Consider the following 22390-nt stretch of genomic DNA (forward strand, 5'->3'; position numbering starts at 1 on the left):
CAAAGACGAACCTCGAAGCGAACCCCGGCAACCTCCAGCGAACCGCCCGACCTGTAGCCCGAACGCCACGCTTTTCGCCGCCGACCGCGTCCCAACGCACATGAGCGACTTCGACAAGGAAGCCGAACGTCAGCGCCTCAAGGAGAAGTACGAGGCCGAACGAGAGGACCGCGAGGCGACCCAACACATGAGCGAGTTGCTCCTCAAGGGCGCCACGATGACGAACGCCCACTGCGGCACCTGCGGCGACCCGATCTTCCGGTACGACGGCCAGGAGTTCTGCCCCACGTGCAGCAACCAGGTACAGGACGACGCCGCCACGACAGCGAACGCGAGCACGGGACAACAGGACGACACGGCCACGACAGCGAACGCGAGCACGGGCCAACAGGACGACACGGCCACGACAGCGAACGCGCAACCCCAGGACGCGAACGCGCAACCTCAAGACGGGACCCGAACCAACGTTGACGCCGACCCGACGACCACGGCCGCCCCACAGTCAGCCACCGCTCCCGGCGCAGAACCACGAGCAGGAGACGACTCCGCACGGCGTCGCGACACCACACCGCCCACCGACGCCGCACCGACCGACGAGAACGCAGTCGCGAACGTCCAAGCGACCGTCGAACGGTTCGCGGCCGCCGCCGCCGACACCGACGACCCCGAGCGCGCTCGCGAGTACCTCGCCGTCGTCCGCGACGCCACCGACACGCTCCGCACGCTCCGCGGCGACGCACACTGACCGCGGACGCGACCGCAGTCGAGACCCCCCTCAGTCGCGGCCCGGGTCGTACTCGCTCCCGACGACCTCTCGGACGCGTTCGGCCGTCACCGCACCGACGCCCGCGACCTCCTCCAGGTCCTCTTGGCGAGCCGTCATCACTGCCTCCACGGTCGAGAAGTGCTCCAACAGTGACCGCGCCGTCACCGGCCCGACGTCCGCGATCGAGGAGACGACGTACTCCTGTTGCTCGGTGAGCGTCTTCGACGCCTTCTCGCCGTGCACGCTCACCTCGCGACCGTCGACCTCCTGTTCGCGTTCCGCGATCACCGACAGGAGTTCCATCGTATCCGCCTCGCTCTGCGTCCGCAGGACGCTCACGCCGAAGTCGACCGCGAGCGACGCGAGCGCACCCCGGATCGCGTTCGGGTGCACCTGCCGTCGCCCGTACAGGCTCCCCTCGCCCTCGACGACGACCACGGGCCGCGAGTAGTGCCTGGTCGCGTCACCGAGCTGCTCGAACATCGACCGGTCGCCGCCCGTGAGCGTGTCCAGGAAGTCGTCCACTGACTTGCGTTCGACGACCACGCGGTCCGAGAGCACGTAGTCGCCGACCGACAGCGTCTCCAGGCGAGTCGTGACGCCGTCGCGCTTCGAGAGTTCGCGCGGGATCGTCGAATCCATCTCGCGCTGGTCGACCACCACCTCGACCGTGCCGTCCGCGTCCGGTTGCGCGCGCTCGACCGGTTCGCTCCCCGCGTCGGCAGCGACCGCTGCCTCGTCGCCACTGTCGGCGGCGTCGTCCACGCCGTCGTCCGCGGCTTCGTCGGCTCCGTCGTCCATCTCCTCGCTGTCGCCGCCGGCGTCCGCGTCGCTGCCGGCGAAGTCCTGGAGGCCAGGTTGCCCGTCGCCGTCACCGCCAGCGGTGCCGCTCGAACCGCCGTCGCTCGCGGCCGGTTCGCTCGTCGGCCCGTCGCTCGCCGACTGATCGCCCTGGTCGGTACCGTCCTCGAACGCGTCCAGAGAGGCCTGCGAGTCGTCGAGTTCCTCCGCGAGGTCGTCCACGCTCGCCTTCAACTCGCGGAGTTCGCTCTCCATCTCGCGCTCTCGTCGCTTGCTGATCCAGAAGTACGCTTCGTCGCGCGTGTCCTCCGCCATCAACACCACGACGCGACCCTCAGCCTGCCGGCCAGTGCGGCCCTTCCGCTGGATGGAGCGGATCGCGGTCGGCACCGGCTCGTAGAACAACACGAGGTCGACCTCCGGCACGTCCAAGCCCTCCTCCGCAACGCTCGTCGAGACGAGGACCTCGAACTCGCCGGCGCGGAAGTCGTCCAGCACCTCCTGCTGTTCGTTCTGCGTCATCCCGTCGGACCCCTCCTTGTCGCCCTGCCCGACGAACCGCCGGACGTCGAACCCGTCCGACAGGAAGTCCGTGAGCGCCTCCGCAGTGTCCCGGGACTCCGTGAAGACGATGACGCGCTCCCCGCCCTCCAAGCCGAGCGTCTCCGCCAGCAGCCGCCTGGCTTGCGCGTACTTCGGGTGGAGGTCGTCGTACTCGCGGGCGCGCCGCATCGCCTCCTGGACCTTCGCCTCGCTTATCATCCGCTGACTCGCCTTCGACGCCCCCGAGGACCGCGCCGCGTTCTCCTGGCGCTCGAAGTACCGCCGCAGGCTCTCCACGCTCTGCGTTTCGACGTACGTGACCGCCGTCCGGAGCTTCCGGATCTCCGCGAGGAAACTCATCCCCTGATACCCCTCGCTCTGGTCGTTGTCCATCAGCTTCCGTAACTCCGCACTCATGCGATTGACGACCTTCTCCGAGAGGTCCGGCTGCGTCGTGTTCACCACGCCGAGCTCCTTCAACTCCTCGAGTCGGTCGCTGATGACGTCGTTCAGCGCGTCACGGATCTCGAGGATCTCCTCGGGCAGCGTGACCTCCACCCATTCGACGTCCGTGTCGTGCGTGTACTCCTCGACGTCCGCGTCCTCCTCCGTCATCACCTCCACCTGCCTGATGCCGAGGTTCGCGCAGACGTCCGCGATCTCCTCTTCGTTCCCACCCGGGGACGCACTCATCCCCGTCACGAGCGGGTCGTTGGCGTCCTCGTGGTAGCGCTCCGCGATGTACGTGTACGCGTAGTCGCCGGTCGCGCGGTGGCACTCGTCGAACGTCACGTGCGTCACGTCCGCGAGCGATATCCGCGAGCCGACGAGGTCGTTCTCGACGACCTGCGGCGTCGCGATCACCACGGTCGCCTCGCCCCAGAGCTCGGCGCGGTCCTCGGGCTTGACCTCGCCCGTGAACACCACGACGTCGTCGTCGGGTATCGAGAGCGCCTCCCGGTAGAACTCCGCGTGCTGGTTCACGAGCGGTTTCGTCGGCGCGAGCAACAGCGAGGTGCCGCCGACCTCGTCGAGTCGACGCGCCGTCACGAGCAGACTCACCGTCGTCTTCCCCAGGCCCGTCGGGAGGCAGACGAGCGTGTGCGCGTCCGCGGCCGCACCCGCGAGCTGGAGCTGGTAGAGCCGGCGCTCGATGAACCCGGGATTCAGCAGGGCGTGTTCGACGTACGCGACGTCGCCGTCGTCAGTCGTCGCCATCTACCTCGTCGTTGAGCGGCCTCGCGGTTAAGCGTTCGCCGAGCACGGTGAAAGTGAAAGCACGGCGTGGGAAGCGGCGCCGACAGCGGCAGCGCCCACACCACCGGCGCTACAGCGACAACGGCCCGAGGACGGGCGGCAGGTACCGCAGGCCGACCCAGGCTGCGCCCGCGACCGCGAGCGGGATGGAGAGGTTGTCGTCGACCACCACGCCGCGGAACCGCGGCTTCACGCCGTCGGCGACCGTCGCCCCCACAGCTCCCAGGAACGCCGCGGACAAGGGGAGGAACGACCACGCCAGCACGAACGACGTCCCGAACATCGCGGCGAGGACGCGCGGGCGCTTCACCGTCCGCAACTCCCCGTCCGAGAGCAGGCCGCTCACGGGGTCGCCGAGCATCAACGCGAGCATCGCCGGCACCGCGATCGCGGGCTCGAACGCGAGCGCGACCGCGGTCGCGCTCCACGTGTAGAGCGCGTACCCGGCCGGATTGTCCTGCTCGTACTCGCGCGTCAGCGTGTCGAACACCACCCAGTCGAGGCCGACGAACAGCCGGAGCGTCTCCAGGACGGTGACCGCGACCGCGAACACCACGAAGAACGCCCGGACGTGCCACCATTCGACACCGACGCCACGACCGAACACCCACGCGAGCGGGACGACCGCACCGCTCGCGTGCACGAGTCGACGCGCCACCTCGTCGCGCAGCCCGACGAGTTCCTGCGGCTCGGACTCGCTCACGCGTCCGCGAGTTCCTCGAAGTCGAGTTCGCCCGCGCGAAGCTCCGCGAACGTCCCGACGAGGTCGTCGACGTCCACGCGAACCTGCTCGGTCGAATCGCGTTCGCGGATCGTCGCCGTCCCCTCGGGGTCCGCGTCGAGCGTCACGCAGTACGGCGTCCCGACCTCGTCCTGGCGTCGGTAGCGACGACCGATACTCCCCGAGTCGTCGTACGTCACGTCGAACCCGGCCGCGCGGAGCGTCGACGCGACGTCGCGCGCTTTCTCCGGCAGGCCGTCCTGGTCCGTGAGCGGGAACACGCCGACGAACGTCGGCGCCACCGCCGCGGGGAGTCGCAGGACGTCGCGCTCCTCGCCCTCGACCTCGTCGGTCTCGTGAGCGTGCGCGAGCACCGAGTAGACGACGCGCCCGACGCCGAACGCCGGCTCGACGACGTGCGGCGTGATGTGCTCGCCGTGCTCCGTGACCTCCTCGACCGCGAACCCCGTCCGCTCGGTCGGCACCGCGTACGTCTCGCCGTCGACCTCGACGGTCACCTCGTCGTCGTCGAACGCCGACCGGTCGCGGTCCGCGAGCGCCTGCAGCGCCTCGGCGACGTCGCCAGCAGCGCCGCCGAACTCCGGCCCGAGGTAGCTCATGTCCGGGTCGACGGTCGCGCGCTCGGTCGACACCGGCTCGTCGTACTCCTTGAACAACGTAAAGGAGTCGTCGCCGTACTTCGCGTGCTTGCTCAGGTCGTAGTCGCTACGTGCCGCGATACCCTCGATCTCGACCCAGTCGCCGTCGACGAGCGCCTCCGCGTCCCAGCAATCGCTCGCGTAGTGCGCGAGCTCGCCCGGGAGATGCTGGCGGAGTCGATACTGCTCCATGTCGATACCGACGCGCTCGAACCACGCCGTCGACCGCGCCAGGAAGTACGCCAGCCACTCGCCCGCGACGACGCCCTCCTCGACCGCCTCCTGCGGCGTCAACTCGAGGTACTCCTCGCCCGCTGCCTCCTGCGCGTCGGCGGGATACAGCGGGAGCGTGACGTCCGCGACCGCGTCCAGATTCGGTTCGTCCTCCTCCGGGTCTATGAACATCTCCAGTTCCGCCATCGTGAACTCGCGAGCGCGCAACAGCGCGTTCCGCGGCGAGATCTCGTTCCGGTAGCCCGCGCCGATCTGGGCGACACCGAACGGCGTCTGGTTGCGCGCGTACTCCTTCAATCGCGGGAACTCCACGAACATCCCCTGCGCGGTCTCCGGCCGCAGATACCCGGCCTGGTCACCGCCCGGCCCGATGCTCGTCTCGAACATCAAGTTGAACGTCTCCACGGGCTGGCCCGCGAGCGCCTCACCGCACTCCGGACACGCCAGGTCGTGCTCCGCGATGAGCGCCTCGACCTCGTCGGTCGGCAGGCTCTCCGCGTCCTCCAGGTCCGTCGCATCCTCGACGACGTGGTCCGCGCGATGACTCTCGCCACAGCCAGGGCACTCGACGAGCATGTCGTCGAACCCATCGAGGTGCCCCGACGCCTCGAACACCGCCTCCGGCGTCACCGTCGGCGCGTCGATCTCGAGGTTCCCCTCCTTCGTCACGAACCGGTCGCGCCACGCGTCCTCCACGTTCCGCTTCAACGCCGCACCCTCCGGCCCGTACGTGTAGAACCCCGCAACGCCACCGTACGCCTCGTTCGACTGGAAGAAGAACCCGCGGCGGCGCGCGAGCTCGCTCAGGTCACTACTCATACAGCGCCTCCAGGACGCCCACGTCCCGAACCACGCCGACGAGACGGTCACCGGACACCACCGGCACCTGCTCGATGTCGTGCGTGATCATCTCCTGCGCCGCCTCCTGCACGGACTTTCGTCCCGAGATCGTCACCAGGTCAGCCGTCATGAACTCGCTGACGGGCTCCGCCGGAATCTCGACGTTCCGCGTCGGCACGTACCGGCCACCGACCGCCTTGATTCCCTCCCACATCCACTCGTCGTCATCGCTCGCGATGGAGTTCCCCGTCTCGTCCTCACCCTCGACGATACGCGCCACCTCGATGATGTCGACCTCCGTCAACATCCCCGCCAGGTCCGCCTCGTCGTCCAACACGACCGCGTACGGGACGTTCGCGTAGAACAGCTCGCGTTCCGCGACCGGGAGCGGCGTGCCCGCGTACGTCGCGTTCACGTCCCGCGTCGCCACCGACTCCACGGTCGCGTCCGTCGCCGCGTCCCCGCGAGCGACCGCGTGCACGACGTCCGTCATCGTCACGATACCCTCGAGTTCACCGTCGACGACCGGCATCCGGCGCGCACCATCCTCGACCATCTGCCGCGCGACCACCGTCAGGTCCGCGTCCGCCGTCGTCGTCGGCACGTCCTCCATCAGGATCGCGAGCTGGTCCTCGTCGGGCTGCTCGATGAGCGCGTCGCGAGACACGAGCCCGCGATACTCCTCTCCAGCCTCGGTCCGCTTCACCACGGGCACCGACGAGAACCCGTGCTCCTGGAGGTACTCGAGCACGTCGTCGCGCGTCCCGGGCAACTCGACCGTAACCAACTCCGAGCGCGTCGTCATAGCGTCGGCAACGTTCATACACGCACCCTACAGTCAAAACGGAAATAAAGCCCCTGTTTCTGCCGGCGCGCGCGCACCGCACCCGTCGACGCCGCGAACGACCGCTCAGGCGCCCTCGGTCGACGCCGCGAACGACCGCTCAGGCGTCCTCGACCGACCCGTCCTCGACGTCTTCGGCCTCGACGTCGTCGAGCTTCTTCGCGACCTCCTGGGGGTCCATCGAGTCCATCCGGTAATCCTCGATACGCTCGATCTCCGGGACGAACTTGTCGACGCTATCGTGCTCGAACGCGCCGACGCGCGTCCCGTCGATGAGTTGCGCGTACGTGTACATCTCGCCCTCGCGACGCGCCGCCTTCACCATCCCCGGCGCGAACCGGAGCTCGTACTGGCCCGCGACGAAGATGACCGTCTCCGTCTCCGGGTCGATGTACTCGACGACCACGTACGCGCGACCCTCGTCCTCCGCACGATACACCTCGTACTTCGGGAACTCGCGACCCTCGTACGCTTCCTCGAACTCCTCGGCCATGTTGTTCGGGAGCACGAACACGAGACCGAAGTCGTCGCGGTCACCGGCGTCCGGGTTCGTCGGCGCCGTATCGACCGCCATACACGAGACGGCTGTCCACCCCTCCTCGCGGCGAGCCGCAGCCATCGCCTCCATGTCCTCCAGGGTGGCCTCCCAGGCCTCCCGGATAGCGTCCGCGTTCGCCGCGATTCGGTCCGCCTGCGTGAAGTCCTCCTCGTCGATATCGGGGGCTTCGGGCATGGTTCGCACGACGCACCCGAGTCGGTTAAGGGTGTCTCTACGCGCCGACAGCCACCACGCACGACCGTACCACTACCCGTCTCGAACCCGCGAGAACGACAGGACGAACAGTCCGTGTCACGGACTCACGCACCGAGTCCGATACCGAACACGAACTCCATCGCCATCGACGCCGCGACGACCGCAACCCCACCGACGAACCGCTTCACGTTCGGCGAGAACCGCTCACCGACCGACAACTCCGTCCACCGGGCCGGCGGCACCGCCGCCGCCAGCCGCTGCACGACCGACACCTCGACGTTCCCGACCGTCGGATGATTCGCGCCCGCATCCACCGACGCCGCACGCTTCTTCGGCGAATCCGGCCGGAGCTTCAGGCTCGCGTACGCCGCCAGCCCCACCCCGACGAGGAACGTCACCCACTTCGTGAACACCAACCCACCGAACACCACCTGCTCGAACACCGACAGCGGCGCGAACACGAGCACCAACAAGACCACCACGTACGTCGCCAAGTCCACGACCTTCAACGCGAACGCCTCGACGGCATCCGGCGACACGCCCTTCGAAGACGACGCCGCCATCCTAGAGGCGCTTGAAGACCGACTGACTGTCCTCGAACTCGTCGATGTGACGGTGACAGAAACTCGTCCGGAGGTCCGTCACCGAGTGATGCCGCGGCTTCTCCTTGTCACAGACGCTCCCGAACTCCTCGAAGAGGTAGTTCCGAGCCTGATTGTCGTTCCCAGCGTCGACGTAACTCGACGCCTCGCGGATGTGCTGGCGCGCATCGTCCGGCAGTTTGTCCTGCACGTCACCGAACAACTCGTCCGTGATCTCGGCGATGTCAGAGAACCGCGTCTCCTTCCCGAGGAACTCGCGGACCCGATCCGAGAACGACCGGTCGGCGCGCGTCCGCTCGCGGATGACCTCCCGGAACACCTCGATGCGCTCCCACGCCTCGTCGTCCATCCCGCGGTACGCCTCCGGCCGGATCTTCGCCGGACACCGCGTACTGAACGGACACCCAGCAGGCGGGTCGCGCGGACTCGGCGGCGTCCCCCGCAACGTCACGCGGTCCTTCTCCGCGTTCGGGTCCGGCTCCGGGATCGCCGACAGCAACGAGTGCGTGTAGGGATTCGCCGGCGCCTCGAACAACTCCTCGGTGTCACCGATCTCCATGATGTGCCCGAGGTACATCACCGCCACCCGGTCACAGATGTGCTTGACGACCGAGAGGTCGTGCGCGATGAACAGGTACGTCAACCCGAACTCCGTCTGGAGGTCCTCCAGGAGGTTCAGGATCTTCGCCTGCACGGACACGTCCAGCGCCGACACCGGCTCGTCGAGCACCAGGAAGTCCGGCTCCAACGCGAGCGCTCGTGCAATGCCGATGCGCTGACGCTGCCCGCCACTGAACTGGTGGGGATACCGGAAGTAGTGCTCCGGGCGAAGCCCGACCGTCTCCAGGAGTTCGCGCACGCGCTCGCGGCGCTCGCGCTTCGTCCCCCAACTGTGAACGTCGAGGGGCTCACGAACGATCTCACCGACCGTCATCCGGTCGTTCAGGCTCGACTCGGGGTCCTGGAAGACGATACCCAGTTGCTTCCCGCGAAGCTTCTTCAACGCGTAATCCGGCGCCGACGTCACGTCGATGTACCCGGCGTCGACCTGCACGCCGTCACCGCTCTTCGACCCGGACTCCACGAACACGAAGTCCTTCTCGTCGTACAACCCGAGACGCTCACCGAACCCTTCGTCGACGATGGATTCGACCGTCACGTTCCCCTCCGTGACGAGCGTCTTCGCGTTCGCCTCGTCCGCACTGATCGTCGCGAACTTCGGCGTGTCAGTGATGAGCTGGGGTTTCACGCCGTCGTTCAGGAGCTGCTGGACGAGCTCGACCGCGTCGTGACGCTCGTAGACGTCCGGCAGGAACACCGTCCGTCGTCGATTCCCGTTCGCGAACGTCTGCACGACCTCCGGCTTCGAGAACCGACTGACGCCAGCCGTCGCGTCCTCCAACTGCACGAGCGTCCGACCGAGCGTCGACTTCCCACACCCGGACTCGCCGACGAGACCCAGCGTCTCACCGCTCCGGATGTCGAAGTTCACCCCGTCGACCGCCTTCACGGGGTTACTCGAAACCAGCCCGCCACCCTCGTAGTACGTCTTCAGGTTACGGACCTCGATCATCGCGTGCTCCTCGTCTGTCTCCTGCGCCGTAGACATCGCTTGTTTGCTCATTCGTCACGCCCTCCTTTCGCCTTGTGGAGTTTGATCGCCTCTGCTTGCGTCGCGTCCTCCGGATACAGGAGGCACGCCGCGATATGGTCGTCGGCATCGTTGGCGACGCCGACGCGCTCGGGATGCACCGCCTCGCAGTCCTCGAACGCCTCCGGACACCGCGGTGCGAACCGACAGTACGTCGGGTCCTCGTTCGGCGTCGGCACGTCCCCTTCGATCGTCAGCAAGCGATCACCGTCCTGCTGGCCAGGGATGGACTTCAACAGCCCCTGCGTGTACGGGTGCTTCGGGTCGTGGAAGACGTCCTCCACGTCCGCCGTCTCGACGACCTCGCCAGCGTACATCACGTTCACGCGGTCGGAGATGTCCGCGATGACACCCATGTCGTGCGTGATGAACATGATGGACAGGCCGCGTTCCTCCTGGAGGTCCTCCAGGAGCTCCAGGATCTGCGCCTGGATGGTGACGTCGAGCGCGGTCGTCGGCTCGTCACAGATCAGGACCTCGGGGTCGCACGCCAGCGCCATCGCGATGACCGCACGCTGACGCATCCCACCACTGAACTGGTGGGGGTACTCGCGGACGCGCCGCCGCGAGTCCGGAATCCCGACCGCTTCGAGCAGGTTGATCGCCTCCTCGGTCGCCTCCGCACCACGCAGCCCGCGATGCAAGCGAAGCGCCTCCTTGATCTGGTTCCCGACCGTGTACACGGGATTCAGGGACGTCAGCGGGTCCTGGAACACCATCGCGATGTTCCCACCGCGGAGCTTCCGGAGCCCGCGGTCGTGCGCTCGCGTCACGTCGATGTATCCCGCGTCGACGGTCGTCCCACCGGAGGAGACGTCGCCGCGTTCGACGAACACGAAGTCGTTCCCGTCGATGAGACCGAGGTCGTCGGCGTACCCGGACGTGATGAAGTCGTCCCAGTGAACCGCACCGTCGGCAACCATCTGCTGTGGGTTCACCTGCTCGGCGGGCTTGTCCGCGTACTTCTCGTGGTTCGTTACCTCGCTCGGCTTCGCGCCGAGTTGCGTGAACGCGTCGTCGAGTGCCGTCGCCAGATCGTTCTTCTCCGAGAGCTTCTGGAGGTCGACGGTCGACCCACGGAACGTGTTCGCGAACCGCTCGACCGCACGCGGCGCACGGAACTGGACGCTGCTCCCGCGGAGCACGCGCCCCGGGCTCTCGACGAGCCCCATGATCGAGCGCGCCGTCACGGACTTCCCGGACCCGGACTCGCCGACGATACCGACCGTCTCGGACTCGTGGATGTCGAAACTGATCCCGTCGACGGCGCGGATCGTCTCCTTGTCCGTGAAGAACGACGTCTGCAGGTTCTTCACGCTGAGCACGGCATCGTCCGTCCCGATCTGCTCGGGCGTGGACATCATCCACCACCCCCTGCGGCCGCGGCCTCGTCAGTCGACGCCCCGTCGGACTGCGGGTCGATGGCGTCACGGATGCCGTCACCGAACGCGTTGAATCCCGTGACGACGAGCACGACCATGATACCGGGAACGGTCGCGATGTGCCACGAGAACGACGCGACGTACGGCTGCCCGGAGTTCACCATCCGCCCCCACTCCGGGACCGGTGGCGTGATCCCGAGCCCGAGGAACGACAGCGCCGCGACGCTGATGATGATACCGCCGAGGTTCAGCGACGCGTACACGAGCAGGTAGCCGAGGATGTACGGCGCCATGTGCTTCTTCATCGTCGTGGTCGGCCGCTGCCCGTAGCTCTTGGCAGCGTCGATCCACTCCTGCTCGGAGACCTGGAGCGCGGGCCCACGCAACGCACGCCACAGGCCAGCCCACCCGATCGCGATGAAGATGAGCACGAGCACGAGCGCGCCGTTGTACACCTGCGATATCGGATGCCCGGCGAGCACCGTATTCAACAGGATGAGCACGAGCAACGCCGGCATCGCCTGGATACCGTCGGAGAGGACGACGACCGCGAGGTCAGTCAGTCCCTTGTAGTACGCCGTCACGAGCGCGAGCGACGCCGCGATGAACCCGCTCCCGACGATGGCGAGCAGCCCGATGAACAGGCTGACGCGCGACCCCATCGTCATGAACGTCCACAAGTCCTTGCCGTTCGTCGTCGTCCCGATCGGGTGGAACCGACCGAAGTCGTCGTACTGGAGGACGCCGACGTTCCGGTCACCGCCCTGCGAGAGCGACCCGGCGTTCGCGCCACCGTGCGAGATGTTCTTCACCGTTCCGTTCTCCGTATAATTCACTTGGTAACTGTACGGTTCCTGGATGTTCTCCTGGGCGGTCACCGGCCCGAGCGGCGGTGCGAAGATCGCCATCGTCAGGAACATCGCGACGACGACGAACCCGAACTGCCCCCAGCGGTGCGTGGAGAACCGGTCGATCATGTCGTCCCGCGGCGTCCAGTCAGCGTACCGGTAGTGCCGACGGAACGTCTTGTACCCGAACCACGCCCAGCCGATCCATAGGAACGCGTACAGATACACGAGCAGGACTCGGAACGCCCACACGACCGCCGGCTCCAGCCCGAGGAACGTCCCGTGGTACGGGCCGAGCGCCCCGGTCGGATACTGGTCGGTCGCCCCCGCGGGCGGCTGGAAGCCCTGGTTCGGCATCACGTCCCGCGAGAGCAGCGTCCACTGGTCCGTGAACACGCTCGCGAAATCGGCGAGCAGCGCAAACAGGGACTGGAGCGCGCTGCCGAGCGGCGAGAACACGAGCAGGACGCCAATCACGCCGATGACCGAACCGACGATTGTCCGCTCGAGGAGGTCGGCGCTCACCGGCAGGTCCTCCCACCCGAACGTCTCCACGATGGAGAACGGGATGAAGAACGCCTTCACGAGCACCGTCACGATGGATACCAAGACGAGTCCACCGACCGCGATCATGAAGTAGCCGCCGGCGGTGCCGAGCGTCCCGATCATCGTATCGACGTACCAGCTCATGATCTCGAGCGACCCCGTGGTGAACGGGTTCACCATGTCGCCCCAGAGCACGAGCGTCTCGAAGAACGCACTCGTCTGCGGGAGGAACAGCAAGAACGCGCCCGCGAGCCAGATCATCGCCGGCTCGGGGTGCGCGAGTATTCGCTCCCGAATCGTCGAGTTGTCAGGTGATTCACTCATTTGTCATACCCCACTCGCGGATCGATGATCGTGTACAGGAAGTCCTGCAGGATGTTGAGGAACACGATAATCAGGATGAAGATGTACATCAGCGACCCTGCAAGCGGCAGGTCCGCGTTGGTGACTGCTTGGAAGAACAGCCACCCGAGGCCGTTGATTCCGAAGATGGTTTCGAGGATGACCGAGCCACCGATGAGGAGGAACGCCTCGTTCAGGATGATGGGCACGAGCGGAATGAGCGCGTTCCGGAAGACGTGCTTCCAGACGATCTTTCCGTTCGACAGCCCTTTCGCCCGCGCGGTCTCGACGTAGTTCGAGTTCACCGTCTCGAGGACCGCGGTGCGGCCGAGACGCATCTCGTTCCCCATCGACGCCGACCCGAGGACGACCGCGGGCGGCAGGATTCGCTTGATCGCTTCGAGGAACGTCTCGAACTTGAACTTGAACGGCAGTCGGAACAACGTCGACCCGCCGACCTTGATCCGCGTGACGCCTTCGACGTTATAGAAGTCGAGTGGCGGTGCACCGATGACGCCGGTGTCGACGATGAACGTCTTCCAGTTGAACCCCAGGAGGACGTTGTCCTGACTGAGTCCCGCGAGGAGGATCACGCCCAACCAGAAGTTCGGCATGGACCGCCAGACGATCCCCCCGAGGGACGCGAGGTAGTCCGACCACGTGTTCGGATTCAGGCCTGCGTAGAAACCGAGCGGGATACCGACGAACAGCGGGAGGAGCACCGACCAGAAGCCCAGCCAGAGCGTCCGCGGTGCGAAACTCCCGATGAGCTCCATCGCCTTCGTATCAGGTTGGATGACCCACGACTCGCCGAGGTTGAACATCGCGAGGTCCACCAGGAAGTCGATGTACTGCCCGAATAAGGGCTTGTTGAGCCCGAGTTGCGCCTCGATCTGCTCGTAGGCCTGGGTGGGACCTTGCGGTCCGACGATGGCTGACACTGGGTCTATCGGACCCAGGTAGATGATCATGAACGTGAGTGTCGTCCCGAAGAGCACGACCGGGACAGCCAATATCAGTCGGCGCGCGAAGTACGACCACCGACTCATTTTTCGGCCCTCCGGTGAGCCACTTCCATCACCATTGTTCTACTGATAGTGTATTTCGCACCCATGGTTATGTCTTGCGTTCCTTAGTTGAGCATAACCGGCTCGTAGCCGGCGCTACGGCCGCGAAAAACGGAAAACGCGTCGGTTGCCGAGACGTTACTTGTCGCGTTGGCTGATGACGAACTTCCAGCGCTTCTGCCGGGAACCACCGCCACCGCCGAAGCGCGGTGCGTCGACCCAATTGTACCACATGCGCTCGTCCGTCCGGTGGTACATCGGGAGGAGGACCATGTCTTCCCACATGGCTTCCTCCATCTGCACGTACGCCTCGTCACGCGCGCTCTGCGCGGAGTCCGTCGGCTCGGGGTTGTTCTGGATGGTCTCCCAGGCGCTCTGGGCCTGCTGTGCGGCGTCGCTCATGCCGCCGTCGTCGCCGTCCCAGTCCAGGTAGAAGCCCTGCGCACCGCCTTCCTGGTCGGTGTTGGTGAGTTCGGGGACGGCCTGCCCGAGGAAGTTGTTCGGGCGCGGCCAGTCCATGATCCAACCCAGGGAGTACGCTTCGAGGTTCCCGTTCCGACCACGCTGGAGGAGCGTCGAGAACGGCGCTTCCTCGAGCTGCATGTTGACGTGCGCGGACGCGAGCTTGTCGCGGAGGATCTTCCCGAGACCCTGCCACGTCGGCGACTGGTACGTCGTGAACGTGACTTCGTACTTGTTGTCGGGGCCGTAGCCGGCCTCCTCCATGACGTTCTTCGCCTTGTTGAGCTGCGTCGTGTTGTACCCGTAGGGGTAGTTGTTCTCCGCGTGGCTCGTGTACTCGTTCGCGCCACCGGGGTAGATGTTCGGCGGCGTCAGGTGGTAGGCCGGTGCACCGCGGCCCTTGAACACCTGCTCGACGCCCTCCTGCTGGTTCATCGCGTACGCGATGGCCTGGCGGACGGGCTTCTCGACGTTCTCGCAGTTGAAGCCGATGTAGAACGAGTTGATCGTCGCGACTTCGAGGTAGTTCGCGGTGACGCCGTTGTCCATCGGGCCGTAGGAACCGTACCTGCGCCCGAGGTCGTCCGTCCCTTCGACCTGCACCTTGCCGGGGTCGTACTTCGACGTCGGCATCGAGATGAGGTCGGAGTTCTTGTTCTGGGAGTACTGGTAGGCTGTCTCCGCCTTCGGAATGACCTTCCAGTAGACGCCGCCGTTGAGGACCTCGCCGCCGTGGTAGTTGTCGTTACGGACGACTTCGGCTTCCTGGCTGGTCTCCCAGTGGTCGAACTCGTAGGGGCCCGCGCCGATGGGGTTGTTGGTCGCGAACTCCTTGTGCTCCATCATCGGCTCGCCGAGTTCTTCGGTCTCGTCGGAGTCGAGGCCGCCCGAGGGGACGACGTCGATGTCGCCGACGATGTTCTTCGGAATGACCGAGAACGAGGTGTAGGCGAGCATCTCGAGTGCCGGAGCGAACGGCTTCGCGAGACGCATCTGGAACTCGTAGTCGCCGGTCGCTGCCATCTGGAGCGAACCGGGGACGTACGCGTCCTCGCTGTCGGTCTCGTGTGCGATGTTGAGTGCGTACGCGAGGATGAAGTACGTCCGTCGGGAGTTCGAGGATGCCGCGAGGCGCTCGAAGGAGTACACGACGTCCTCGGCGGTGACTTCGCCGTTGTCGCCGTGGTACTCGACGCCTTCCTTGAGTTTGAAGGTGTACGTCTTGAAGTCGTCGGAGACGGAGACCTCCTCCGCGAGGAGGTTCTCGACGGCGACTTCGCCGTTCGGGTAGTTCATCAGGGCGTCGAACACCTGCTGGATGATGATGCCGGACGCGGTGTCCGTCGCCTTGATGGGGTCGATCGTCGTGATGGTGGAGTTGATCAGCTGGAGGGTGCGGTCGTTGCCCTCGCTGCCGCCGTCGCCACCATCTTCGCCGTCGCCACCGTCGCCACCGTCGCCACCAGTGGTGGTTTCGGGTTCAGTTTCTGTCGAATCGCCGCCACCGAGACAGCCCGCGAGGGCTGCTGCGGTTGCTGCGCCACCGGTCGCCTGTAGGAAACGGCGACGGGGAACGCTGTTATTGTCTGTCATCCCACGCAGTGCTTTGGCGACGGTTCGGTTAAAATTACCGTTATGGTCTGTCCCGGTTTTACATACCCAAACGTTCTTATGTCTGTATTTGGAATCGGCAGAGGGCTCGACCCGACCACGAGCGCGAATTGTTGCCGGTATCGTGACGGCATTATATACGAATATGGATAGGTTGCCGGTTCCCCGGTCTCCGCCGCGCCGACGGTCGGCACGGACCCGTCGCATCCGGTACGTCACCCCGAAGCGAACCATGGTAACCCCACCCGTGACAACCAGAAACGCGGCATTATTCGCCAGTCGGAGCGCTCATCTCGACCGAATCGGGCCCTCGGCGCTCGAGGAGATGATAAACCGCTCTGTCTTTTCGGAGCGTTTATACCCCTCCATGAGACAGGTACGCACATGGCCGCATCCGAGTCAGGACCCACCGACGCGAACAGTGGGTGCGATGTGGTATCGTCTGTCGACGGCGAGGGCTCCAGTAAGGAGTACGTAATCGCCGACATCACAGCAGACGGTGCGTGGCTCGCGATGCAGGCGGACGACGCCCCGGACCTCCCGGACTGGCGGTAACCACCTCCCGGCCCGTACACCGGGCGACACCCTCCTGCGAGTTCTGTTCTCGAACGTCCCGTTAGCGACGTCGATAGCGCCCGATACTCGGGTGCGACCGGCGCCGGATCGTCGTCGTCGCCAGCGGCGGCGTTGGTCAGTTTTTTGCCCACCCGTGCCGTGGACGCCAGTATGAACTACCGGGAGGTCGAGACCGTCGGGGAGTACCTCGTTCGGCTCGAGAACGGGCGGGACTGGCGAGCCCAGGTGGAGGAACTCGCGGACGAGGCGAACATCACCGCGGGCTGGTTCGTCGGACTCGGTGCGGTCCAGGACGCGACCGTCTGGTACTATCACCAGGACGCGGGCGAGTACGAGCCGGTCGAGTTCGACGAGCACCTCGAGGTCGCGTCCTGCGTCGGGAACCTCAGCGAGTTGGACGGCGAGCCGTTCGCGCACACGCACGCCGTGCTCTCCCGACCGGACGGGGAGTCGGTCGCGGGCCACCTCGACGAAGCGACCGTGTTCGCCGGCGAGGTGTACGTCAAAGCGTTCGACACCGACCTCGTGCGCGAGCACGACGCCGTGACCGACCTGGACCTCTGGCTATAGATGCGGGAGGACGACGAGCGGTACTTCGAGCGGCTCGAATCCCGGCTCGACGAGGCGTTCGACGTCGCGGAGCGCGCGAAGGCGGTCGGTGACGACCCGAAGCCGGAGGTGGAGATCCCGACCGCTCGCGACATGGCGGACCGCGTGGAGAACATCCTCGGTATCGACGGCGTCGCCGAACGCGTCCGCGAGCTCGAGGGCGAGATGAGTCGCGAGGAGGCGGCGCTCGCGCTCGTCGAGGACTTCGTCGAGGGGTCGGTGGGTGACTACGAGTCCCGCGAGGGGAAGGTCGAGGGCGCGGTCCGGACCGCGGTCGCGCTCCTCACCGAGGGCGTCGTCGCGGCGCCGATCGAGGGTATCGACCGCGTCGAACTGCTGGCGAACGACGACGGCACGGAGTTCGTGAACGTCTACTACGCCGGTCCCATCCGCTCGGCGGGCGGGACCGCGCAGGCGCTGTCCGTGCTCGTCGCGGACTACGCCCGCAGCCTGCTCGACATCGAGGAGTTCAACGCGCGGAACGACGAGGTCGAGCGCTACGCCGAGGAGGTCGCGCTCTACGACAAGGAGACGGGGCTCCAGTACTCGCCGAAGGACAAGGAGACGAAGTTCATCGCCGAGCACATGCCCATCATGCTCGACGGGGAGGCGACCGGTGACGAGGAGGTGTCGGGCTTCCGTGACCTCGAGCGGGTGGACACGAACTCCGCACGCGGTGGGATGTGTCTCGTGCTCGCGGAGGGCATCGCGCTGAAGGCCCCGAAGATACAGCGGTACACGCGCCAGCTCGACGAGGTCGACTGGCCGTGGCTCCAGGACCTCATCGACGGCACCATCGGCGACGGGGACGACGCCGACGACGAGGCCGCCGAAGAGGACGACGCCGACGAGTCCGTCGAGGCGGACGCGGACGCCGGCGGGGCAGACGAGGGTGAGGAGCGTGCGGGCCCGCCGCGTCCCGAGAAGTCCAAGAAGTACCTCCGGGACCTCATCGCGGGCCGGCCCGTGTTCGGGCATCCGTCGGAGTCCGGTGGGTTCCGCCTCCGGTACGGTCGTGCGCGGAACCACGGGTTCGCGACGGCGGGCGTGCATCCGGCGACGATGCATCTCGTCGACGACTTCCTCGCCACCGGCACGCAGATCAAGACCGAACGCCCCGGGAAAGCCGCCGGGGTCGTTCCCGTCGACTCCATCGACGGCCCGACGGTCAGGCTGGCGAACGGCGACGTCCGCCGCATCGACGACCCCGCGGAGGCGAAGGAGGTCCGGAACGGCGTGGAGTCCATCCTCGACCTCGGCGAGTACCTCGTGAACTACGGCGAGTTCGTCGAGAACAACCATCCGCTGGCGCCGGCGTCGTACACGGTCGAGTGGTGGCGTCAGGACCTCGAGGCTGCCGGCTGTGACGTGCAAGCGCTCTCGGATTCGCCGCGCGTCGACCTCGCGGACCCGGACGCGAGCGCAGCCCTGGACTGGGCGCGCGAGTACGACGCGCCACTCCATCCGCAGTACACGTACATGTTCCACGACGTGAGCGTCGACGACTTCGAGACGCTCGCTGACGCGGTCGCCGGCGCGAGCGTCGAACCCGCGGTCGCCGACGGCGGCGCGCTCGCCCACGACGGCGACGACGACGGCGACGGCAACGACGAGACGCGAGTGCCCGTCGACCCCGACAACCCGGGCGTGCTCGTCCTCGAACGAACGGAGACGACGCGGCGCGTCCTCGAACGCCTGCTCGTCACGCACCGCCAGACGGACGACGAGTTGCGCGTCGACGACTGGGTGCCTCTCGCCGCGAGCCTCGGCGTCGAGGCGACCCGCGACCCGAGCGCCGACGGCCCGACCGTCACCCTGGAGAAGACGTGGGACGCGACCGACCTCTCCGAGCGCGCTCGCGAGTACGCCGACGGCGAGAACGCCATCGAGGCCGCGAACGAGGTCGCGCCGTTCGAGTTACGCGAGCGCGCCCCGACCCGCATCGGGAACCGGATGGGGCGCCCGGAGAAGTCCGAGTCCCGCGACCTCTCCCCCGCCGTCCACACCCTGTTCCCCATCGGCGAGGCCGGCGGCAGCCAGCGCTCGGTGAGCGACGCCGCGAAGCACGCGCCCGACATGCGCTCGACGCCAGGTATCGTCGAGGTCGACGTCGGCCGCCGCCGCTGCGAGTCCTGCGGCACCGAGACGTGGCGCGCCCGCTGCCCCGAGTGCACCACGCGGACCGAACCCGAGTACTGGTGTCCGTTCTGCGAGCAGGACCTCGAACCGGACGAGGCCGGCCGCGTGTACTGCGACCGCTGCGACGCCGACGGCACCAGCGTCGAACCGACCGACGTCGACGTCAACCAGGTGTACCAGGACGCCATGCGCGCCGTCGGCGAACGCGAGAACGCGTTCGACATCCTCAAAGGCGTCCAGGGGCTGCTCTCCGCGAACAAGACCCCAGAACCGATGGAGAAGGGCGTCCTCCGCGCGAAACACGGCGTCACGTCGTTCAAGGACGGGACCGTCCGCTACGACATGACGGACCTCCCCGTCACCGCCGTCCGCCCGAGCGAACTCGACGCCACCGCCGACCAGTTCAAAGGCCTCGGCTACGAGACCGACGTCCACGGCGACCCCCTCAAGCACGACGACCAACTCGTCGAACTCAAAGTCCAGGACATCGTCCTCTCGGACGGCGCCGCCGAACACATGCTGAAGACCGCGGACTTCGTCGACGACCTCCTCGCGCAGTACTACGACCTCGAACGCTTCTACGAGTTCGACGACCGCGACGACCTCATCGGCGAACTCGTCTTCGGCATGGCCCCCCACACGAGCGCCGCGACAGTGGGACGGGTCGTCGGGTTCACGAGCGCCGCCGTCGGCTACGCCCACCCGTACTTCCACGCCGCAAAACGCCGCAACTGCTTCCACCCGGAAACCAAGGTCTGGTACCGGGACGAACACGACGAGTGGCACCACAATCACATCGAGACCCTCGTCAAGGAACGGCTCGACCCCGAAACCGCGGACGAGGACGACTTCGGCGCACTCGTCCAGGAACTCGATGGGGAAGTGCACGTTCCGTCGGTGACGCCCGACGGTGAAGAGATTATCAGACCGGTCGACGCAGTCAGCAAGCATCCCGCTCCGGAGCACTTGGTGGATGTGAAAACGCGGAGCGGTCGTGAGTTGACAGTGACTGCAGATCACTCAATGCGACTGTGGGAGGGTGGCGTTGAACGAGTCAAAGCGGGAGAACTTGAGGTCGGGGACTCGATTCCGATGCCCAAGGAACTAGATTTCGACGGGCAGGAAACTGCGCTGGACCTCCTAGCCGAGTTCATCGACTCGTCGGAGATTCCGAATGAGGATCTCACTATCGTCGGTGCCGGCTCAGAGCGTTTGAAGCAACTACTCGACGACGCGACCGATTCCGACCAGTATCTCAACCCCGTCGCAGATGCACTCGATGTTAGCAATTCGACGGTCTACAACTGGGTGAGTCGGGATAGTATACCGGTGGCCCCCTTGCTCGAACTGTTCGATGCACACGAGTTAGTCGAGAGAGTACCAACGAATACGAAGCTGTCCGTCCGTCGGGACACTGCAACAATCAACCGAATGTTCACCATCGATGAACGTGTCTCAAGGTTGCTCGGATACTTCGCCGCAGAGGGGTTCTCGAGACAGGAGAACGGTAGTTTCTATCAAACAACAATCTGTATCCCAGATGCAGCCCCGAGAGCGAAAATCAAGGACACCTTCCAAGACGTACTCGGTGTCGAAGCCTACGAGGAGAATGAGTGGAAGGTAACCGTCTCAAGTCGTCTCGTTGCGGTCCTGTTCAGTAAAATCCTCAATTGCGGAAGCCGAGCAGAGACAAAACGAATTCCGGATGCGGTCTTTGGGAGTCCAAAGAGCCACCTCCAGTCATTCTTGGCCGCGTATTTCGCCGGAGATGGAAGCGCATCATCCGATAGAATCGAAGTACGTGCGACCACGGTAAGTGACGATTTAAAAACGGATCTCGTGGCGGCCTTGAAGCGGTTCGGTATCGTCCCAAAGACCTACAAAGAGACCAGAACCCCGCAGACGGGGGCGGTTGCAGAGTTCTACGACGAGCCGCGAGAGTTCAGCTCATGGACCCTGAAAATCACATCTTCGAACGCTGCGCGGTTCGCGGAAAGAGTCGGATTTACTCTCGACCGTAAGCAACAGAGCATCGAGCAAGTTCTCGAAGAGACAGAACTCCGCACGCAGCGGTTAGTCAACGACGGCGGAGAATTATGGCTCGACGAGGTCGTGTCCGTCGATTATGTGGAATCTGAAGTCGAGTCGACGTACTCGCTGACCGTTGCAGAAACGAATACGCTTGTTGCAGAGGACTGTTACGTCGGCCAGTGCGACGGAGATGAAGATTGTGTGATGCTCCTTTTAGATGGGCTTTTGAATTTTAGCAAAACGTACCTTCCGGACAAGCGTGGCGGACGGATGGACGCGCCGCTCGTGATGTCTTCTCGAATCGACCCGTCGGAGATCGACGACGAGGCGCACAACATGGACGTGATGTGGGAGTATCCGCGGGAGTTCTACGAGGCGACGCGGGAGATGGCGGACCCGGAGGACGTGGAGGACGTGATGACCATCGCGGAGGAGAATCTTGGAACCGAGCGCGAGTACACGGACTTCTTCCACACGCACGATACGAGCGACCTCGCCCTGGGCCCGGACCTGTCGGCGTACAAGACGCTCGGGTCGATGGAGGAGAAGATGGACGCCCAACTGCATCTCTCCAGGAACCTCCGGGCAGTCGACGAGACAGACGTCGCCGAGCGCATCATCGAGGGGCACTTCCTCCCGGACCTCATCGGGAACCTCCGCGCGTTCGCCCGGCAGGAGACGCGCTGCTTGGACTGCGGGGAGAAGTACCGACGGATGCCGCTGACGGGCGACTGCCGCGAATGCGGCGGGCGCGTGAACCTCACCGTCCACGAAGGATCGGTGAACAAGTACATGCAGACCGCGATCGACGTCGCCGACGACTTCGGCTGCCGCCCCTACACCAAACAACGCCTCGAGAAACTCGAACGCGCCCTCGAGAGCATCTTCGAGAACGACCACAACAAGCAGAGCGGCATCGCGGACTTCATGTAGAACAACCTTTTTTCTGCGGAGGGTCGCCTCGCGGCCTGCGGCCGCGTCGGCGACCCCCGCTTGAAAAAACGTTGATGAAAAAAGAGCCGAGCGACTCGCTCGCTTCGCTCGCTCGCGCTCGGTGAGTGCGCTGGGCGAGACCGCCACCGCACCGCGACCGCACCGCGGCAGC

15 protein-coding genes are annotated in these 22390 nt (G+C 65.8%); 4 read left to right on the forward strand and 11 right to left on the reverse strand.

The annotated features are described in order from the left end of the window. Nucleotides 1–100 precede the first annotated feature (100 nt). On the forward strand, nucleotides 101–745 hold the full coding sequence (locus tag VYJ16_RS05530; protein WP_336349301.1) for an Sjogren's syndrome/scleroderma autoantigen 1 family protein: 645 nt from the start codon (nucleotides 101–103) through the stop codon (nucleotides 743–745). A gap of 30 nt (nucleotides 746–775) precedes the next feature. On the opposite strand, the gene VYJ16_RS05535 is transcribed toward VYJ16_RS05530, so the two are convergent. The 11 genes from VYJ16_RS05535 to VYJ16_RS05585 form a co-directional block, all read right to left on the reverse strand. Next, nucleotides 776–3328, reverse strand: a complete 2553-nt coding sequence (locus VYJ16_RS05535; RefSeq protein WP_336349302.1) for a DEAD/DEAH box helicase — start codon at nucleotides 3326–3328, stop codon at nucleotides 776–778. 109 nt (nucleotides 3329–3437) lie between these two features. Then, the gene (locus tag VYJ16_RS05540) at nucleotides 3438–4037 is read right to left on the reverse strand and encodes a dolichol kinase (RefSeq protein WP_336349668.1); all 600 of its coding nucleotides are present in this window, start codon (nucleotides 4035–4037) and stop codon (nucleotides 3438–3440) included. Nucleotides 4038–4066: 29 nt separating this feature from the next. Then, nucleotides 4067–5800: a glycine--tRNA ligase gene (gene glyS / locus VYJ16_RS05545; RefSeq protein ID WP_336349303.1), complete on the reverse strand. Its 1734-nt coding sequence runs from the start codon at nucleotides 5798–5800 to the stop codon at nucleotides 4067–4069. After that, nucleotides 5793–6644 (reverse strand): CBS domain-containing protein, encoded by an 852-nt coding sequence (locus tag VYJ16_RS05550; protein ID WP_336349304.1) that lies wholly within the window; start codon nucleotides 6642–6644, stop codon nucleotides 5793–5795. The genes glyS and VYJ16_RS05550 overlap by 8 nt, the downstream gene beginning before the upstream one ends. Nucleotides 6645–6765: 121 nt before the next feature. Then, on the reverse strand, nucleotides 6766–7398 hold the full coding sequence (locus VYJ16_RS05555; protein WP_336349305.1) for a DUF7529 family protein: 633 nt from the start codon (nucleotides 7396–7398) through the stop codon (nucleotides 6766–6768). A gap of 125 nt (nucleotides 7399–7523) precedes the next feature. Next, entirely contained in the window at nucleotides 7524–7982 is a 459-nt protein-coding gene (locus VYJ16_RS05560) for a DUF7555 family protein (protein WP_336349306.1), read from the reverse strand. A 1-nt stretch (nucleotide 7983) separates the two neighbouring features. Then, a complete protein-coding gene (locus VYJ16_RS05565; RefSeq protein ID WP_417448646.1) occupies nucleotides 7984–9630 on the reverse strand; it encodes an ABC transporter ATP-binding protein in 1647 nt (548 codons plus the stop codon). An 11-nt stretch (nucleotides 9631–9641) separates the two neighbouring features. Continuing rightward, complete coding sequence (locus VYJ16_RS05570) at nucleotides 9642–11033, reverse strand: ABC transporter ATP-binding protein (protein ID WP_336349308.1); 1392 nt, start codon at nucleotides 11031–11033, stop codon at nucleotides 9642–9644. Next, nucleotides 11033–12772 carry an ABC transporter permease gene (locus tag VYJ16_RS05575; RefSeq protein ID WP_336349309.1) on the reverse strand — a complete coding sequence of 580 codons (1740 nt, stop codon included), beginning with the start codon at nucleotides 12770–12772 and terminating at the stop codon, nucleotides 11033–11035. Before VYJ16_RS05575 ends, VYJ16_RS05570 begins: the two co-directional genes overlap by 1 nt. Then, nucleotides 12769–13839 carry an ABC transporter permease gene (locus tag VYJ16_RS05580; protein ID WP_336349310.1) on the reverse strand — a complete coding sequence of 357 codons (1071 nt, stop codon included), beginning with the start codon at nucleotides 13837–13839 and terminating at the stop codon, nucleotides 12769–12771. The genes VYJ16_RS05575 and VYJ16_RS05580 overlap by 4 nt, the downstream gene beginning before the upstream one ends. A 156-nt stretch (nucleotides 13840–13995) precedes the next feature. After that, nucleotides 13996–15912, reverse strand: a complete 1917-nt coding sequence (locus tag VYJ16_RS05585; protein ID WP_336349311.1) for an ABC transporter substrate-binding protein — start codon at nucleotides 15910–15912, stop codon at nucleotides 13996–13998. A 402-nt stretch (nucleotides 15913–16314) separates the two neighbouring features. Here VYJ16_RS05585 and VYJ16_RS05590 point away from each other — a divergent pair, with 402 nt between their 5' ends. The 3 genes from VYJ16_RS05590 to VYJ16_RS05600 all read left to right on the forward strand — a co-directional run bounded on the left by VYJ16_RS05590 (nucleotide 16315) and on the right by VYJ16_RS05600 (nucleotide 22218). Next, nucleotides 16315–16485 carry a DUF7556 family protein gene (locus VYJ16_RS05590; RefSeq protein ID WP_336349312.1) on the forward strand — a complete coding sequence of 57 codons (171 nt, stop codon included), beginning with the start codon at nucleotides 16315–16317 and terminating at the stop codon, nucleotides 16483–16485. A 171-nt stretch (nucleotides 16486–16656) separates the two neighbouring features. Continuing rightward, the gene (locus tag VYJ16_RS05595) at nucleotides 16657–17076 is read left to right on the forward strand and encodes a PPC domain-containing DNA-binding protein (RefSeq protein ID WP_336349313.1); all 420 of its coding nucleotides are present in this window, start codon (nucleotides 16657–16659) and stop codon (nucleotides 17074–17076) included. Further along, nucleotides 17077–22218, forward strand: coding sequence for an LAGLIDADG family homing endonuclease (locus tag VYJ16_RS05600; protein ID WP_336349314.1), 5142 nt, complete (start codon nucleotides 17077–17079; stop codon nucleotides 22216–22218). Nucleotides 22219–22390 lie beyond the last annotated feature (172 nt).

The sequence above is a fragment of the Halorubellus litoreus genome (assembly GCF_037081675.1).
Lineage (GTDB): Archaea > Halobacteriota > Halobacteria > Halobacteriales > Natrialbaceae > Halorubellus > Halorubellus litoreus.